14 protein-coding genes are annotated in these 15,979 nt (G+C 63.7%); 4 read left to right on the top strand and 10 right to left on the bottom strand.

Going from position 1 to position 15,979, the window contains the following annotated elements:
- Nucleotides 1-70: 70 nt before the first annotated feature.
- The 7 genes from SM130_RS20350 to SM130_RS20320 form a co-directional block, all read right to left on the bottom strand.
- The gene (locus tag SM130_RS20350) at nt 71-2,026 is read right to left on the bottom strand and encodes a response regulator (protein WP_102826476.1); all 1,956 of its coding nucleotides are present in this window, start codon (nt 2,024-2,026) and stop codon (nt 71-73) included.
- Nucleotides 2,016-2,888, bottom strand: coding sequence for a sensor histidine kinase (locus SM130_RS20345; protein WP_102826475.1), 873 nt, complete (start codon nt 2,886-2,888; stop codon nt 2,016-2,018). Before SM130_RS20345 ends, SM130_RS20350 begins: the two co-directional genes overlap by 11 nt.
- Nucleotides 2,881-3,891 carry an ATP-binding protein gene (locus tag SM130_RS20340; RefSeq protein WP_102826474.1) on the bottom strand — a complete coding sequence of 337 codons (1,011 nt, stop codon included), beginning with the start codon at nt 3,889-3,891 and terminating at the stop codon, nt 2,881-2,883. Before SM130_RS20340 ends, SM130_RS20345 begins: the two co-directional genes overlap by 8 nt.
- Nucleotides 3,888-4,292 (bottom strand): ATP-binding protein, encoded by a 405-nt coding sequence (locus tag SM130_RS20335; protein ID WP_102826473.1) that lies wholly within the window; start codon nt 4,290-4,292, stop codon nt 3,888-3,890. Before SM130_RS20335 ends, SM130_RS20340 begins: the two co-directional genes overlap by 4 nt.
- Nucleotides 4,289-4,651: an STAS domain-containing protein gene (locus SM130_RS20330; protein ID WP_041015300.1), complete on the bottom strand. Its 363-nt coding sequence runs from the start codon at nt 4,649-4,651 to the stop codon at nt 4,289-4,291. The genes SM130_RS20335 and SM130_RS20330 overlap by 4 nt, the downstream gene beginning before the upstream one ends.
- A complete protein-coding gene (locus SM130_RS20325) occupies nt 4,651-5,502 on the bottom strand; it encodes an STAS domain-containing protein (RefSeq protein WP_102826472.1) in 852 nt (283 codons plus the stop codon). Before SM130_RS20325 ends, SM130_RS20330 begins: the two co-directional genes overlap by 1 nt.
- Nucleotides 5,503-5,700: 198 nt before the next feature.
- Entirely contained in the window at nt 5,701-6,600 is a 900-nt protein-coding gene (locus SM130_RS20320; RefSeq protein WP_102826471.1) for a LysR substrate-binding domain-containing protein, read from the bottom strand.
- A 102-nt stretch (nt 6,601-6,702) separates the two neighbouring features.
- On the opposite strand from SM130_RS20320, the gene SM130_RS20315 reads away from it, so the two are divergent.
- The 4 genes from SM130_RS20315 (at nt 6,703) to SM130_RS20300 (ending at nt 11,521) form a co-directional block, all read left to right on the top strand.
- The gene (locus SM130_RS20315; protein ID WP_102826470.1) at nt 6,703-7,941 is read left to right on the top strand and encodes a 3-hydroxyacyl-CoA dehydrogenase; all 1,239 of its coding nucleotides are present in this window, start codon (nt 6,703-6,705) and stop codon (nt 7,939-7,941) included.
- A 2-nt stretch (nt 7,942-7,943) separates the two neighbouring features.
- Nucleotides 7,944-9,734: an acyl-CoA dehydrogenase C-terminal domain-containing protein gene (locus SM130_RS20310; RefSeq protein WP_102826469.1), complete on the top strand. Its 1,791-nt coding sequence runs from the start codon at nt 7,944-7,946 to the stop codon at nt 9,732-9,734.
- Nucleotides 9,735-9,883: 149 nt separating this feature from the next.
- Nucleotides 9,884-11,047, top strand: a complete 1,164-nt coding sequence (locus SM130_RS20305) for an iron-containing alcohol dehydrogenase (protein WP_102826468.1) — start codon at nt 9,884-9,886, stop codon at nt 11,045-11,047.
- A 42-nt stretch (nt 11,048-11,089) separates the two neighbouring features.
- Nucleotides 11,090-11,521, top strand: coding sequence for an acyl-CoA thioesterase (locus SM130_RS20300; protein WP_102826467.1), 432 nt, complete (start codon nt 11,090-11,092; stop codon nt 11,519-11,521).
- Nucleotides 11,522-11,624: 103 nt separating this feature from the next.
- Here SM130_RS20300 and SM130_RS20295 read toward each other — a convergent pair whose 3' ends face one another.
- From SM130_RS20295 to SM130_RS20285, 3 genes are all read right to left on the bottom strand, one after another.
- Nucleotides 11,625-12,077 carry a YMGG-like glycine zipper-containing protein gene (locus SM130_RS20295; RefSeq protein ID WP_102826466.1) on the bottom strand — a complete coding sequence of 151 codons (453 nt, stop codon included), beginning with the start codon at nt 12,075-12,077 and terminating at the stop codon, nt 11,625-11,627.
- Nucleotides 12,078-12,281: 204 nt separating this feature from the next.
- Nucleotides 12,282-13,136 carry a formate dehydrogenase accessory sulfurtransferase FdhD gene (gene fdhD, locus SM130_RS20290; RefSeq protein ID WP_102826465.1) on the bottom strand — a complete coding sequence of 285 codons (855 nt, stop codon included), beginning with the start codon at nt 13,134-13,136 and terminating at the stop codon, nt 12,282-12,284.
- Nucleotides 13,137-13,261: 125 nt separating this feature from the next.
- Nucleotides 13,262-15,823 carry a PAS domain-containing protein gene (locus tag SM130_RS20285; protein ID WP_102826464.1) on the bottom strand — a complete coding sequence of 854 codons (2,562 nt, stop codon included), beginning with the start codon at nt 15,821-15,823 and terminating at the stop codon, nt 13,262-13,264.
- Between the last annotated feature and the right edge of the window lie 156 nt (nt 15,824-15,979).

Genomic DNA, 15,979 nt, shown 5'->3' with positions numbered 1-15,979 from the left:
GGTTTTTTGCTTTCTGCTGCCAGCGCTTTTTGCGTGGCTTGGCGTTACGGGCTAGCAAGGCTGGGTGTATCTATCCTTGCGCGCCGTCCAGCAGGCCGCGAATCTTGGTCAACAGGTCCGCGGCTTCGAACGGCTTGAGCACCAGGTCCATGCGCTCGTCGATGAACCCTTCGCGGCTGGAGGCATTTTCTGCATAACCGGTGATCAGGATCACCGGCAGCCCCGGTCTTGACTGTCGAGCCCATTGCGCAAGCTGCCGCCCCGAAAGGCGAGGCAGCCCGACGTCGGTGAGCAGCAGTTCGATCGACGTGTCGGCTTCCAGCAGCGCTTGGGCCGTTTCCACATCGCCGGCCTGGCTGCAGCGATAACCTGCATCGATCAGCGTTTCCGCGATGAGCATGCGGACGCTGGGCATGTCTTCCACGACCAGCACATGCTCGTGGCCTGCAAGGCGGATCGAGGCGTCGGGTGCTGCCGCCGCCGCCGCTATTGGCTCACCGCTGGCGGCCGGCAGCAGCAAGGTGACTTCGGTGCCGGCCCCGAGTGTGCTGCGGATGCTCGCATCGCCCCCTGACTGCAAGGCGAAGCCATAGATGCTCGACAGCCCCAGCCCGGTGCCGCGCCCCTGTGGCTTGGTGGTGAAGAAGGGGTCGAAGACCTTGTCCAGTACGCCAGGATCAATACCCGTCCCGTCATCGCTCACGCACAGACCGATATAGCGACCTGCCGCCAGCTCCGGCTTCTGGCTGCCATCAGATAGAAACGTACTGATTCGGATATGACCGCCATCAGGCAGCGCGTCACGGGCGTTGATCACCAGATTGAGCAGCGCGCTTTCGAACTGACTGATGTCTACGCGGGCCACGGCGGGCTCGTTGGTGAAGTCGAACGTCAGCGTGATGCGCTCGCCGATCGTGCGACGTAACAGATCTGCCAGCGAACGGATGCGCTCATTGATATTCAGCGCGCGGGCATCCAGTGGCTGTTTGCGGGCGAACGCGAGCAGGCGATTGGTCAGCGATGCTGCGCTGCGCGCCGAGCTGAGCGATGCATCGGCGAAGCGCAGCACGCTGTCGGCGCGGCCTTCGATGATGCGCTGCTTCATCAATTCGATGCCGGTAATGATGCCGGTAAGCAGGTTGTTGAAGTCGTGGGCGATACCGCCGGTGAGCTTGCCCAGGGCGTCCATCTTCTGCGCCTGCAAGAGCTGCTCTTCGGTGCGCGCTCGCTCGGCCACTTCGTGGGCGAGCTGGCTTGTGGTGTTTGCGATCTCCTGACGCTGGGCCCGCTCGCGGTGGCGTTGCTCGGTCACGTCCTCGACGAATACCAGGCCGAGGCCCGGCGTACGGTACGGGGAAATCTGCCATTCGGTTTCACGCGTTTCGCCATGGACCCGCATCTGCAATAGCGTGCGCCAGCGCTCACCGGCTTGCAGGCGTGTGCGCAATTCGGCAACCAGGGCCTCCTGGCCCGCGGCGAAAATGTCGGTCAGTAGTGTGGCAGGGCTGGCCGAGCCGATCAGAAGCTCGAAAGCGTGGTTGCATTCGTGCAGTTGCAGCTCCGCGTCGAGCACGGCGATGGGGGCGGCAACATGGATGAAGATTTCCCGGAAGCGCGCTTCACTGTCGCGCAAGGCATGTTCGGTATCACGTACCCGCAGCAAGGTGCGCAGGGTGGCCAACAGCACATCGGGATCGACCGGGTGGATCAGGTAGGCGTCGCCGCCCGCGTCGAGGCCGGTAATGATGTCATTGGTTTCGATAGACGCGGCGGAGACGTGGATAAGCGGCAGCAGGGCGGTGCCCGGGTCGGTACGCAACTGGCGGGCAATGTCGAAGCCGCTCATGTCCGGCAGGTTGACGTCGAGAATCAGTGCATCGGGCGCAGCACTGGCGACCAGCGCAAGTCCTTCGCCGCCGGTGCCTGCTTCCAATACCTGATAGCCATGACGTTCCAGCACCCGGCGCATGGCGTAGCGCGTCGTTGCGTTGTCGTCGACGATCAGCAAGCGGCTGTCACGACCCATCGGTACCCTCCGCCTGGATGGCAAACGGGATGATCACGTAGAACTCGGAGCCCTTTCCCGGTTCGCTTTCCAGCCCAACCCGACCGCCCAGCAATTCGGCAAAGCGTTTGCACAACGCAAGGCCCAGGCCGGTACCGCGCAGACGCTTCTGCAGCGGAGAGTCGACCTGGGCGAAATCCTCGAACAGGCGGTCGTGCAGCTCGGCAGCGATGCCGATGCCGGTGTCGCTGACGGCGAAACGGACCTGCTGTGGGTTTTCCATTCGCGCCGAAACACGAACCTCGCCCTGTGGGGTGAATTTCAGCGCATTGGAAATGAAGTTCCGCAGGATCTGCGCGAGCTTCTTGTCGTCGGTATAGAAGCGCGGAAGGCCTACCGGCTCCTCGAAGATGAGGTCAACGGGCGAGCCTTCGACGATTGGACGAAACATCCCGCGCAATGCCGAAAACAGGTCGAGCATGTCGAACCAGGCCGGTGAAATGCTGACGCGCCCCGCCTCGATCTTCGCCAGATCGAGCAGGTCGTCCACCATCTCGCTCAGCTCGCTGGCGGCAGAGCTGACGAAGCGCACCTGTTTGTGCTGCTCAGCGCTCAGTGGGCCGTCCAGCTCATCGCTGAGCAGGCGGGTGATGCTGAGTATCGAACCCAGTGGCGTGCGGAACTCGTGGCTCATGTACGACAGGAAGCGGCTTTTCAGTTCCGATGCCTGGCGCAGCTGTTCAGCCTGCGTATCCAGCTCCGCGTAGAGCGCCAGCACGCCCTGATTGGTCTCTTCGAGTTCGGAGCGCAGCGATTCGTTTTCACGACGCAACAGTTCGATCCGGCCTGCTTCGCCGGGCTCCGGGAGGGTAGGGTCAGCCACAGGTATCCTCCAGATTGAGCGCCAGTACGGTTACGTCGTCGCGGCCGCGACAGAAGTCACGCTGCAACAGCGCGGCGATAATCGCCGGATGACGGTGGACCAGGCCGGGGTAGTCGCGCAGGTTCCAGCGCGACTGCAGGCCGTCGCTATACAGTACCAGCAGCCGTGCATCGCCCCGCGGGTAATCGAAAACATGGGCCTTGCGAAAGCGCACGCCAACGATGCCGGGGTGCGAGGCCAGGCCGCGTGAGCCGTCGCTGCCGATCAGGCTGGCGCCGATATTGCCGATGCCGGCGAAGCTGAGTGCCTGGCGCTGACGGTCGAACTGGGCGACAGCCACAGCGCCGCCACGGCCGCCATTCATGGCCCGGTGCATATCGTCGAACAGAGCGGAAGGTGAAACGAACGGGTTCTCGCCGAATGCGGCGGAGCCGGCATGCGCCGCCTGCTGTGCAAGTTCGCCGTGACCGATGCCGTCGATCATCAGAACACTGCAGCGTTGCTCGTCGAGGGCCAGGTGCCAGTCGTCACCGCATGCGATTTCGCCTGGAAAAGGCTGCTGACTGACGCCGTAGCGCCACCGCGGTGGCTTTACCCCTCGCGGGAATAGCTGCGCGAGCACAACGGAGCCGCGGGCATCGGAGAAAGCATCGAACACCTGCGCCTGCCGCGCCAGGGCGCCAAGGCCAATGCCCTGGGTGCCGCTGCTGGAATAGCCGTCAGTCAGGCACTGGTTAAGATCAAAGCCAGGCCCGCGATCAACCGCGATGATCTCGACACCGGCACCATCTTGCCCCTGGACTGCACGCAGGTGCAGCTCACCGCTGCCGGCATGCTTGAGCACGTTGCTGGCCAACTCGGTAGCCAGCAGGGCAACCCGTCCGGCATCGGTTACGTCGAAGTTGTGTTGTTCGGCCAAGCGTTGGGCAACGCGGCGTGCATGACCGATCTGGCTGGCATCTTCGATCGGTAAAACCTGGGTGACGCTTCCCTGAACGTTCATGTCCACCGCGTGATGGTGATACGCGTCCCCATGCCAGGCGTGCTATCGAGCTCGAATTCGTCTACCAGGCGCTTGGCCCCGGTGAGGCCGAGCCCGAGTCCACTGCCGGAAGTCCAGCCGTCGGTCATCGCCAGTTTGATGTCGGCGATTCCCGGACCTTCGTCGCGGAAGGTCAGCCGCACGGCGATACGCGCGCCATCCTCGATGATCTGCCAGTCCATGTCGCCGCCGCCGCCATAGACGACGGTATTACGCGCCAGTTCGCTGACAGCGGTGACCAGTTTGGTCTGGTCGATCAGCCGCATGGCGCATTCCTGGGTCAGCTTGCGCACGGTCTGTCGTGCCAGTACTACATCCTGCTCGAGGCGCACCGGCTGGCTGCCGCTGCTGCGCACGATCATTGCGCGGCCACGCGGGCACGCAACAGCTGCATGCCGCGCTCGACGTTCAGCGCCGTGCTGACGCCTGGAAGCTCAAGACCTAGCTCGACCAGGGTGATTGCCACGGCGGGCTGCATGCCGACCACGACGGTTTCGGCGTCCATGATCCGCGACAGGCCGGAGATGGTGCCGATCATGCGGCCGATGAAGGAGTCGACCATGTCCAGCGCGGAGATATCGATCAGCACGGCCTTCGCCGAGGTTGCACTGATGCGCTCGGCCAGGTCGTCCTGCAGGGTCATTGCCAGTTGGTCGTGCATGTCGACCTGGATGGTGACGAGCAGAAACTCGCCCATCCGCAGAATGGGTATGCGATCCATTAGACGGCCTTGGTCACGGTGAGACCCGAACGGCGCAGGGCCAGGGCGAGGGCGTCGGCCAGGCTGGCCTTGGTGACGATGCCTTGCAGGTCGAGCCCCAAGTGCACGATGGTCTGTGCGATCTGCGGGCGTACGCCACTGATGATGCAGTCGGCACCCATCAGGCGGATCGCAGTAACGGTCTTGAGCAGGTGCTGGGCCACCAAGGTGTCGACTGTCGGCACGCCGGTGATATCGATGATGGCGATTTCCGAACCGGTATCGACGATGCGCTGCAGCAACGACTCCATCACCACCTGGGTACGCTGCGAGTCGAGGGTGCCGATCATCGGCAGGGCCAGTACGCCATCCCACAGTTTCACCACCGGCGTCGACAGCTCCAGCAATTCTTCCTGCTGGCGCTTGATCACTTCTTCGCGGGATCGCTGGAAGGCCCGGACGGTATGCAGGCCCAGATTGTCGATCAGGTCGGATACCGCCCACAGCTGTTCGGCGAACACGGCAGGCTCGTTGGCGTACTCGCTTTGCAACAGGCTCATCAGTGGGCGTTTGGCGGCGAAGATGAAGCCTGCCGTCTGCTGCGAGTCGAGACCGAGCACGGCGCGGCTACGCGACAACGTTTCCAGGTACAGGCGCATGCCATCCCAGGCCGAAGCGGTGATGTCGGCCGAGTTGCCGCCGCTAAGGCTGCCACTGAGCAGGCGAATGAAGTCAGTGGATTGCTGAGCGAGCTCCTCGGGCCTGACGTTGTGGTAGCCGCCGAGGCTTTGCAGGTCGCTTTTCCAGCTGTTGAGAAGTTCGGACTGATTCCGGGCAATGGCATCGATAGTGCGTTGCAGCAGGGCCGCCATAGAGTGTTCGCTCCTGAATTTGCTTGGATCGTCCATGTTCCCATGGCGAGGTATCAAGGATAGATGCCAGCCTGGCTGCGATGTTCCGCTAGCGCTGCTGAGATACGGAAGAGATCGTCTGGTTCCCTGCTCACCGAAGCGAGCGAAGCCCGATAGTAGCAAATGAATATCATCTGCGAGGCGCGGATTCGCGCCGCGTCAGGCGGGTGCCACTGCGTCGATCTGCGCGATCAGCCACTGCAACGCCGAGTCGTTCTGCCGCTGCGCGACGCTGACGATATCCAGCGCGAAGGTACCGAGATCGAACGGCAGATCGAAGGTTTGCAGGGGCAGCAAGGTGGCGAAGTAGCGCGCCAGCTGGGTCGGCAATACCGCAGCGAGGTCGCTGCTGGCGACGATATGGGCTGCCTGCAGGTAGTTTGGAGTGGTGTAGACAACCTCTCGTTCGCGGCCTTTGGCCTCTAGCCACTGGTCGACCATCCCGCGCGTCTGGCCACCATGTACCCACAGGTGGCGCAGACGCAGAAATGCCTCCAGGTCCAGGTCGCCTGCGAGTAACGGGTGGTCGCGGCGCACCGCGACCTGCAGCGTCTCGCTGGCCCAGCGCCGGACGTGGAAGCGCGACGGCACCTCCAGAAAACGGCCAAGCACGAGGTCGACCTCGCCGTTGTCCAAGGCTTCGACCGGCAATGTCGGCGTCAGGTGCTGGATCGCCAGCTGGATGCCCGGCGCGTGCTCCGCCAGCCGCCGCATCAACGCGGGCATGCAGATCAGTTCGACATAGTCGGTTACGGCGATGCGAAAACGCTGATGGCTGCGCGCCGGGTCGAAGGCCTCGCCGGCAATCAGGCTGTGCTCGATCTGCTGCAATGCATGGCGGATGGGCGCCTCGAGTGCAAGTGCCCGCGGGGTCGGCTGCATCGCGCGGCCGGCACGCACCAGCAGCGGGTCATCGAGCAGTTCGCGCAGGCGATTGAGCGCGTTGCTGACCGCCGGTTGGCTGAGCGACAGCCGCTCGGCGGCCCGCGAGACGTTGCGCTCGCGCAGCAAGGCGTCTAGCACGCGGAGCAGGTTGAGGTCGAAGTTGTAGGTATTCATTTGGTGAATTCGAAACATCACAAGACTAAATTTCAAAAATAGTAGCGTCTTCGTCTATGGTTGGTCTCCAGTTTTTCCAGCCTTGCAACGAGGACAGCTGCAATGAGCCAAACCCGCTTCGATATCCAGACCGCCGCCGTGATCGGCGCGGGCACCATGGGCCGCGGTATCGTCATGAGCCTGGCCAACGCCGGCGTGCAGGTGCGCTGGCTGGACAACAATCCCGAGATGCTCGAGCAGGCGCTGGGCGCGGTAGCCGATACCTATGCGCACAATGTCCGCCAGGGTCGCATCGACGAAACCCAGGCCGAGGCGCGCCGCGCCTGTATCAGCAAGGCCGCCGATTACCAGGCGCTGGCCGATGTCGATCTGGTGATCGAAGCGGTCTACGAGAACCTCGAGCTGAAGCAGAACATTTTCCGTGAGCTGGACCGCATCGTTAAACCCACCGGCATCCTCGCCAGCAACACCTCAGCGCTGGACATCGATGCGATCGCCGCTGTGACCGGGCGTCCGGAGCAGGTCGTCGGCCTGCACTTCTTCAGCCCGGCGCACATCATGAAACTGCTGGAGATCGTCCGCGGCGCGAAGACCTCGAAGGCCGTGCTCGACGCTTCTACCGAGCTGGGCAAGCGCATGGGCAAGGTCAGCGTGATCGCTGGCAACTGCCAGGGTTTCATCGGCAACCGCATGCTCGCCACCTACGTCCGCGAGGCGCGGATGATGCTGCTTGAAGGTGCCTATCCGCATCAGGTCGACGCCGCATTGCAGGGCTTCGGTTTCGCCATGGGCCCGTTCCGCATGTACGACGTGGTCGGCATCGACCTGGAGTGGCGCGCCCGCGAGCTGGCCGGCAAGGGTCAGGATGAACCCGAGGTGCAGATCGACAATCGCCTCTGCGAGCTGGGCCGCTTCGGGCAGAAATCGCGCATGGGCTACTACCGCTATGCCGAGGGCAGCCGCCAGGCCGAGCATGATCCGGAAGTGGATGCGCTGGTGCAGCGTGAGTCCGAGCGGCTCGGCTTTCAGCGTCGCGAGATCGGCAGTGAAGAAATCCTCGAGCGCTGCCTGCTGGCGCTGGTCAACGAGGGTGCGAAGATTCTCGAGGAAGGCATGGCCGAGTCCAGCGCCGATATCGACACCGTCTATCTCAATGGCTACGGCTTCCCGGCTGAAGTCGGCGGCCCGATGACCTGGGCTGATCGCCAGGGTCTGCCGGCCATCCGCGAGCGCTTGAACGCTTTGGCCGAGCGTCACGGTGAGCATTGGCAACCGGCCGAACTGATCGACAGCCTGGCCACGCTCGGCGGTCGTTTCGCCGACTACAAGAAGGAAGTCTGAGCATGGAATACAAGGCCCCGCTGCGCGATATGCGCTTCGTGCTGCACGAACTGTTCGATGCCACGGCCCATTGCGAGCTACTCGGTAACGGTCTGGATCACGAGCTGATCGACGGCGTGCTCGAAGAAGCCGCACGCTACACCGGCGGCGAGATCGCGCCGCTCAATCGCAACAGCGACGAAGAGGGCGTGACCCTCGAGAACGGCGAAGTGCGAACGCCGCATGGTTTCGTCGAGGCCTACAAGCAGTACGTCGAAAACGGTTGGGCGAGCATGACCGGGCCGACCGAGTACGGTGGCCAGGGCTTTCCGCAATTGGTCGCCTGCAATTTCCACGAAATGCTGATGGGTGCCTCGCTGTCGTTTCGCATCTACTCGGGGCTGACCGAAGGCGCGGTGCTGGCGCTGTACAAGCACGGCAGCGACGAACTGAAAAACGCCTATCTGGAAAAGCTGGTCAGCGGCAGCTGGAGCGGCACCATGTGCCTCACCGAACCGCAGGCCGGAACCGACCTCGCGCTGCTGCGTACCAAGGCCGAACCGCAGGCGGACGGCAGCTACCGGGTCAGCGGCAGCAAGATCTTCATCTCCGGCGGCGAGCACGACATGAGCGAGAACATCGTGCATCTGGTGCTGGCGCGCCTGCCGGATGCGCCGGCCGGGGTGAAAGGCATCAGCCTGCTGCTGGTGCCCAAGTTCATCGCCAACGCTGACGGTACGCCGGGTGAGCGCAACGCGCTGAGCTGTGGCGCCATTGAGCACAAGATGGGCATCAAGGGCGCGGCCACCTGCGTGATGAATTTCGATGGCGCCACCGGCTGGGTCATCGGCGAGCCCAACCAGGGCCTGGCCTGCATGTTCACCATGATGAATGACGCCCGCTTCCAGGTCGGTTTGCAGGGACTGGGCATCGCTGAGCAGGCCTATCAGGGCTCTCTGGCCTACGCCCGTGAGCGCCTGCAATCACGTGGCTTGGCCGGTGCGCAGCATCCCGACAAGGTCGCCGACCCGATCATCGTCCACCCGGACGTGCGCCGCATGCTGCTGACGCAGAAAACCCTGGTCGAAGGCAGCCGCATGCTGGCCGCTTACTGCGCCCGGCAGCTGGACCTCGAACACGGCCATCCCGAACCGAGCTACCGCAAGGCGGCGAGCAAGCGCGCGGCGTTGCTGATCCCCATCGTCAAAGCCTTCTTCACCGACATGGGCCAGGAGGTGGCGAGCCTCGGTGTGCAGGTCTATGGCGGTCATGGCTACATTCGCGAGTGGGGCATGGAGCAGCTGATGCGCGACAGCCGCATTACCCAACTCTACGAGGGCACCAACGGCATCCAGGCGCTGGATTACATCCGCCGCAAACTGCTTGGCGATGGTGGTGCGGAGCTATCAGCGTTGCAGGCGGAATTCAGCGAGGTCTGTGATCGGCAGATCGACCGGCCAGCGCTGCACGAGATGGCCAGCAAGGTGCAGGCGCGCATCGGCGAATGGCGTGAGCTGAGCGCTGAGATCATTGCCGCGACCGGGCGCGACCCGCAGGAGATCGGTGCGGCGTCGGTCGATTTCCTGCAGTACTCGGCCTATGTCTTGTTGGCCGGGCTCTGGCTGCAAGCGGCGGGCCGGGCGCAGGATGCGCTGGAGCAGGGCAGCGGTGAAGAGGCGTTCTACCAGGCCAAGCTGGCCAGTGCGGATTTCTACCTGCGCCGCGTACTGCCGCGTGCTAGTGCGCATCGTGAGGCGATCCAGGGCGGTGCGGACTGTCTGATGGCATTGCCGGAAGCGGATTTCGCGTTTTAGGTAGTGATAAATGAGCGAGCGGACCGCCTGCCGCTGACCCCAGCCCTCTCCTAAAGGGACAGGGCTGGGCGCCCGGCTTAGGGGGCGAGGGCGCGTTTGATTTTTTGACCGCCTTTGCCGAAGTGAATAAAAAACCATCAGGAGGCAGCATGCATCCGTTCAGCTTTGCCACAACCGCGCAATTGATCTGTGAGCCCGGCTCTTCCCGCCGGCTGGCCAGCCTCTGCAAGGAGCGTGGCGCGCGCTCCGTTCTGGTCGTGACTGATCCCGGCATTACCCGTTTCGGCCTGCTCAATGAGGTATTGCCGGGCTTCGAAACTGATGGGCTGCAGGTTGCCGTCTACGATCAGGTCGTCGCCGATCCGCCAGAGCACATCGTCACGGCTGCGGTGGAGCAGGCCAAATCGCTCAAAGCTGATCTCATCATCGGCTTCGGTGGCGGCAGCTCCATGGATGTCGCCAAGCTGGTTGCCCTGCTGGCGCACCCGGCCAACACTCAATCACTGCAAGACATCTACGGTGTCGGCAACGCCAAGGGCCAGCGTCTGCCGCTGATCCAGGTGCCGACCACCGCGGGCACCGGCTCCGAGGTCACGCAGATCGCCATCATCACCACGGGTGAAACCACCAAGATGGGCGTGGTCTCGCCGCTGCTGTTGCCGGACCTGGCGCTGCTGGATGCCGACCTCACCCTCGGCTTGCCGCCAGCGGTTACCGCCGCCACCGGTATCGACGCCATGGTGCATGCCATTGAGGCCTACACCAGCGCGCTGAAGAAGAACCCGATGTCCGACTTGCTGGCCCGCGAGGCGCTGCGCCTGCTGGCCGCCAACCTCGACGAGGCGGTGCACAACGGGCAAAACCGCGAGGCGCGCCAGGCCATGCTGCTCGGCGCCTGCCTGGCTGGGCAGGCGTTCGCCAATGCGCCGGTGGCAGCGGTGCATGCGCTGGCCTATCCGTTGGGTGGCAATTTCCACATTCCGCACGGGTTGTCGAACGCGCTGGTGCTGCCGCAGGTGCTGCGCTTTAACGTCAGCGCGGCGACCACTCATTACGGCGAGCTGGCGCCGATCATCCTGGGTGATCGGCTGCGCACGGACGATCCGTCGACTTATGCCGAGCAGCTGATCGAGGAGTTCGAGCAGATGAGCGCTCGTGTCGGCCTGCCCACCCGCCTGCGCGATGCCGGCGTGCCGGAAAACATGCTGCCGCAACTGGCGAAGGAGGCAATGCTCCAGCAGCGCCTGTTGGTCAACAACCCGCGCGAGGTCACCGAAGCCGATGCGCTGGCGATCTACCAGGCCGCCTATTGAGCGTCCTCTCCACCAACAATCTATGCACCGCGGAGAACTGTCATGCCTGAACAACCCAAACACCTGCGCAGCGATTACAAGCACTTCGAGCCGATCACCACGCGCTGGCATGACAACGACATCTACGGCCACGTAAACAACGTCGTTTACTACGGCTTCTTCGATACTGCGGTGAACAACTATCTGATCCATCAGGGCGGGCTGGATATTCAGGGCGGTGAGATCGTCGGCTTCGTCGTGAGTTCGGCCTGCGACTACTTCGCGTCGATCGCCTATCCGGACCTTATCGAGGTTGGCGTGCGCGTTGCGAAGCTGGGCAACTCCTCGGTGCAGTACGAGCTGGCGATATTTCGCGAGGGCGAGCAGGAAGCCTGCGCAGCGGGCAGGTTCGTACACGTATTTGTCGAGCGGGCGAGTAATCGACCGACGTCGATTCCGACGCGGCTACGCGGGGCGCTGGAGGTCTTGGCTTAGTTCGAAAATGCCTGGCGTGGCATAAAGGAATTGCCCGGAGCAGCGAAGGCCGGTTCCGGGCGATGGCAAATACAGGTGGGAGGCGGGCGCCTGCCCGCCGCTATCAATGATGCTTGTGTTTGTGCTTGTAGTGACCCTTGGCTTTGCCTGGATGGCCGTAGTAACGGCGATCATCCCGATAGCGACGGTCGCTGCGATCATCGTCGCCGTAGGCATTGCCAATCGCGCCGCCCGCACCGCCGCCAACGGCTGCGCCAATCAATCCGCCGGTACTGCCGCCGACGCGCTGCCCGATCACATTGCCGCCAGCCGCGCCGAGGCCGCCACCGATGGCAGCTTCCGTGCGGCTACGCTTGTCCGCGCCAACCATGCCGCCGGCTGCACCGCCGACACCTGCACCGATGGTTGCGCCGGTCGAGCCTCCCAGGTGCTCTCCAACCACCGAACCCAACGCGCCGCCGAGGGCACCGCCGACCGCGGCTTCGGTATTGCTGCCGGCGACGGCTGCACCGCTGAGCAGACTGATAGAAATGAGGAACATCGAGGCGTACTTCATGGTGTCATCCCGTATGAGGAACTGCGGCGTGATCCTCACGTGCCGCTTCGCTTCGGGCAAGAGCTTCCCGATGAAATGCGTGATGCGGTTCGCGTTTGCTAACTCTTTGATTTGGCGGCGGAACTACAGTCAGCTGGGGCTGTCGGTCCGCTTGTGGCCGAGCCAGGTTGGCATTCCGGAAAGTCGCCGAGCCCACAGAATACTTCAGTCCTGCAGTTCGCTCGGCGCTAGTGCCGCTGGGCTGTATACCCGCGGCTGGCTGTGATGCGGCAGGTGGATGAGGTTCAGGTTGTGCCGCTGTGCCCACTGCGCTGCAAGCCCGGTGGGCGCGGACAGGCTCACCAGGGTCGGAATGCCAGCCCGCTGAATCTTGTGCACCAATTCCAGGCTGCAGCGACTGGTGACGATAGCCAGGCCGCCATCAGCAACGCAGCCGCTGCGTGCCATGGCCCCGATCAGCTTGTCCAGCGCGTTATGCCTGCCGATATCCTCGCGGCCCAGGCGGATCTGGCCGCTGCTATCCATGAACAGCGCAGCGTGCACCGCACCGCAATCTCGCCCCAGCGGCTGAAATTCACCGATGCGTTCGCGTAGGCCCAGCAGCCAGTGCGACGGCGGCAACGGCGAGGTCGGCATCACTGGCATTTCCGGCAGTGCCTGCTCCAGCGCCTCGACACCGCAGAGCCCGCAGCTGCTGTTGCCGGGCAGCTGGCGACGCTGCTGTTTGAGGCGCCAGAACGTGCGGCTGGATATTTCGAGTTCGGCGCGTCGCGCATTGCCGCGGCCATGCAGGCGGATGTCGTAGATGTCGTTCAGGCTGTCGACGAAGCCGTTGGCCAGGCTGAAGCCGACGACGAAATCTTCCAGGTTGGCCGGGGAGATCATCATCACCGCCTGACTCATTCCGTTGTAGGCGATTGCCAGGGCGCACTCCTCGGCTAGGTCGACCGTGCACTGTTCGGCTTCATCGATGGGCTGGTAGCAGTAGCGCTGGCTGGCGCCGGAGGGTGGCTGAGCGGCACCGGCGAAGCCAGCGGTCAGGCGAGACGGGGCGTTCATCGGCGAATTCGATCCTGGAAAAACCTAACGATGCCGGTGCCCTGAATGGCAGGCGTTGGCGCAATCGACATGCGGTTGTGCGCGGCCGGCGGATAGAGCTATGACCCTTTCCGGCCGCGGACGATTCACCGTTTGTCGGTCTCGGCCAGCATATCGCGGACGCGCTTGGCGAGCGCATCCAGGTTGAATGGTTTGCTGATCATGTCCATGCCCGGTTCGAGGAAGTCCGAGCTGGCGGCCTGTTTGGCGTAGCCGGTCATGAACAGCACTGGCAGGCGGGGATGATGCTGGCGCGCAACGTCGGCTAGCTGTCGACCGTTCATGCCCGGCAGCCCGACATCGGTGACCAGCATGTCGATGGCGTCGGTGCTTTCGAGCAGGCGGATCGCTGCGTTGCCGTCCGCCGCCTCGAGCGCCTGGTAGCCAAGCATTTCCAGTACGTCGATCACCAGCAGGCGCACCGCTGGATCATCTTCGACCACCAGCACGGTCTCGCCCTGCTGGGCCCGTAACGGCCCATCGACTTCGCTGGTTGGTGCAGCTACGACTCCCTGGTCCACGAATACCGGCAGGTACAGGCTCACCTGCGTGCCACTGCCGGGTTCGCTGACGATCTGTATATGGCCACCGGCCTGGCGGGTAAAGCCGTACACCATGGAAAGGCCGAGACCGGTTCCTTGGCCGATCGGTTTGGTCGTGAAGAACGGCTCGAATACGCTGGCCAGGACCTTGGCGCTCATGCCGCAGCCACTGTCGGTCAGGCACAGGATGACGTAGCGCCCAGCAGCCAGATCGCCAACTTCGCCCTGTCTGTAGAGCTCGATATTGCGGGTTTCGAGCAGCAGGGTGCCGCCGTCGGCCATGGCATCGCGGGCATTGATGACCAGGTTGAGCAGGGCGCTCTCCAACTGGTTCTCATCGCTCGAAACGGGCCAGAGATCGCTCTGTAGCCGATTGCCGATCTGAATATGGTTGCCGAGGGTGCGGCTGAGCAGGTCATGCATCGACTCGATCAGGTGGTTCAGTTCGACACGCTTGAGGTTCAGCGGCTGACGTCGGGCGAAGGCGAGCAGACGGTGTGTCAACGCTGCGGCACGGTTGGCCGAGGTCACGGCGGCGTCAATGAAGCGCTGGGTCTCGCCATGACGGCCGGACTGGATGTAACGCTGGATCAGGTCCAGGCCGCCGATGATGCCAGTCAGCATGTTGTTGAAGTCGTGGGCGATGCCGCCGGTCAGCTGGCCCACCGCCTCCATCTTCTGCGCCTGACGCAATGCTTCCTGAGCCTGCTCGCGGCTGGCCATTTCCTTGAGCAGGCGCTCGTAGACTTCTGCCAGCGCCTGCGTGCGTTCCTGGATGCGGCTCTCCAGTGTTTCGTTGAGCTCACGCAGGGCCTGCTCAGCGCGCCAGCGTTCGGTAACGTCTAACGCCATGACGAAAAAGCCGAGTACGGCGCCGTTGCAGTCGCGACGGGGCAGATAATGCACCAGCATCCGCCGGGGTTCGCCGTCGCGGTGCGGGCTGTAGGCCTCGAATGTCACTTCCTGGCCCGCAAGAGCGGCCCGGATACTCGCCTGCCGTTCGGCATAGCCTCGTTCGCCGAGTACCTCGTGCGCGGTTTTGCCCAGCAGCCAGTCGGTCGAGTGACCGAACCATTCGGTGTAATAGCGATTGTTGAAGCGGAAGCGCTCCTCGGCGTCGATGTAGCCGATCAGCACCGGCAGCGCATCGGTGACCGTTTTGAGCTCGGCCTCGCTCTGACGCAGCGCGTCCTCACTGGCCTGCTGACCGGTAATGTTCATCACCGCGCCAGGGAAGCGCAGTGGTCGGCCCTGCTCGTCGCAGTGACAGCGGCCGCGGGCCAGCGCCCAGCGCGTGTCACCATCGTCGCTGCGCAGCCTGTAGCGTTCGTCGAGGGTACCGCGTTCGGCGATGCAGCGTTGCAGTGCGGCGCGCAGGCGCGGGGCATCATCGGCGTGAACGTGGTCGAAGAAGGCTTCGCAGCTCAGTCCATTCGGGCCGGATTGCTCGACCGGAAGAATACGCGAAAGCTCTACGCCGGCCGGGATCTCGTTGGCCTGGATGGCCCAGTCCCAGAACCCGACCAGGTCGCTGGCCTCGAGTGCCAGCTGCAGGCGTTGTTCGCTGGCCCGATGGACTTCGGCGCTGAGCTTGTAATGCAGGGCGGTTTGCGACAAGCGGGTCTCGGTGCGCACGCGCTCGCTGGTTTCGCTGAGGCACAGCAGCAGGCCACCAATGTGGTGCGGCTCGTCGCGGATCGGACTCAACGCCAGGTCGAACCAGGCTTCCACCAGTTCGCCCTGGCGCTCGATGGCCAGCTGCTGATTACGCAACACCCGCGGCTCGCCACGGCGGGCAGTGTCGCAGGCCGGGTCGAGCAACTCCCACGTTGCCCCCCAGCGGTGGCAGGCAGGCTGGCCGAGTTCGCCCGGGTGGCGATCACCGATCAGTGCGGCATGTGCGTCGTTGTAAAGCTGCAGGGCCTGATCACCCCAGAGAATGCACATCGGCAGAGGGGCTTCAAGAATGGTGTCCAGCAGCAGACGCAGCGCAGCCGGCCAGGTGTCGGGTGCGTCTAGCGCAGTCGCTCCCCAGTCGTACCGGCGGATACGCTCGCTCATCTCGCTGTGACTGTGGGGCCAAAGTTCGGCGCCTACTGCTGCCATGTTGCTTCCTATCGATCATCCGTGGCTGAACTACGAGCGTTAGGGCAGGTACTGCGCTCCGCTTCGCTGTTTCGATGTTGCCTGCCTGGGCTCGTCCTGAGCCGGCTCCTGCCGACGGCAACTGTTGCGTAGTGTAAAGCTTCCGGATGCCGGACG

The organism is Stutzerimonas stutzeri (assembly GCF_038561965.1).
Taxonomy (GTDB): Bacteria; Pseudomonadota; Gammaproteobacteria; order Pseudomonadales; family Pseudomonadaceae; genus Stutzerimonas; species Stutzerimonas stutzeri_AA.
The sequence above is the reverse complement of the archived record's forward strand: the minus strand, read 5'-3'. Positions and strand labels throughout refer to the sequence as shown.

Excerpts from the sequence above, each read along its gene's own strand:
- SM130_RS20335 (WP_102826473.1), bottom strand. The coding sequence starts at position 4,292 with ATGATCGTGCGCAGCAGCGGCAGCCAGCCGGTGCGCCTCGAGCAGGAT.
- SM130_RS20295 (WP_102826466.1), bottom strand. The coding sequence starts at position 12,077 with ATGAAGTACGCCTCGATGTTCCTCATTTCTATCAGTCTGCTCAGCGGT.
- SM130_RS20305 (WP_102826468.1), top strand. The coding sequence starts at position 9,884 with ATGCATCCGTTCAGCTTTGCCACAACCGCGCAATTGATCTGTGAGCCC.
- SM130_RS20325 (WP_102826472.1), bottom strand. The coding sequence starts at position 5,502 with ATGGCGGCCCTGCTGCAACGCACTATCGATGCCATTGCCCGGAATCAG.
- SM130_RS20320 (WP_102826471.1), bottom strand. The coding sequence starts at position 6,600 with ATGAATACCTACAACTTCGACCTCAACCTGCTCCGCGTGCTAGACGCC.
- SM130_RS20300 (WP_102826467.1), top strand. The coding sequence starts at position 11,090 with ATGCCTGAACAACCCAAACACCTGCGCAGCGATTACAAGCACTTCGAG.
- SM130_RS20315 (WP_102826470.1), top strand. The coding sequence starts at position 6,703 with ATGAGCCAAACCCGCTTCGATATCCAGACCGCCGCCGTGATCGGCGCG.
- SM130_RS20310 (WP_102826469.1), top strand. The coding sequence starts at position 7,944 with ATGGAATACAAGGCCCCGCTGCGCGATATGCGCTTCGTGCTGCACGAA.
- SM130_RS20285 (WP_102826464.1), bottom strand. The coding sequence starts at position 15,823 with ATGGCAGCAGTAGGCGCCGAACTTTGGCCCCACAGTCACAGCGAGATG.
- SM130_RS20340 (WP_102826474.1), bottom strand. The coding sequence starts at position 3,891 with ATGAACGTTCAGGGAAGCGTCACCCAGGTTTTACCGATCGAAGATGCC.
- SM130_RS20350 (WP_102826476.1), bottom strand. The coding sequence starts at position 2,026 with ATGGGTCGTGACAGCCGCTTGCTGATCGTCGACGACAACGCAACGACG.
- SM130_RS20330 (WP_041015300.1), bottom strand. The coding sequence starts at position 4,651 with ATGGATCGCATACCCATTCTGCGGATGGGCGAGTTTCTGCTCGTCACC.
- fdhD (WP_102826465.1), bottom strand. The coding sequence starts at position 13,136 with ATGAACGCCCCGTCTCGCCTGACCGCTGGCTTCGCCGGTGCCGCTCAG.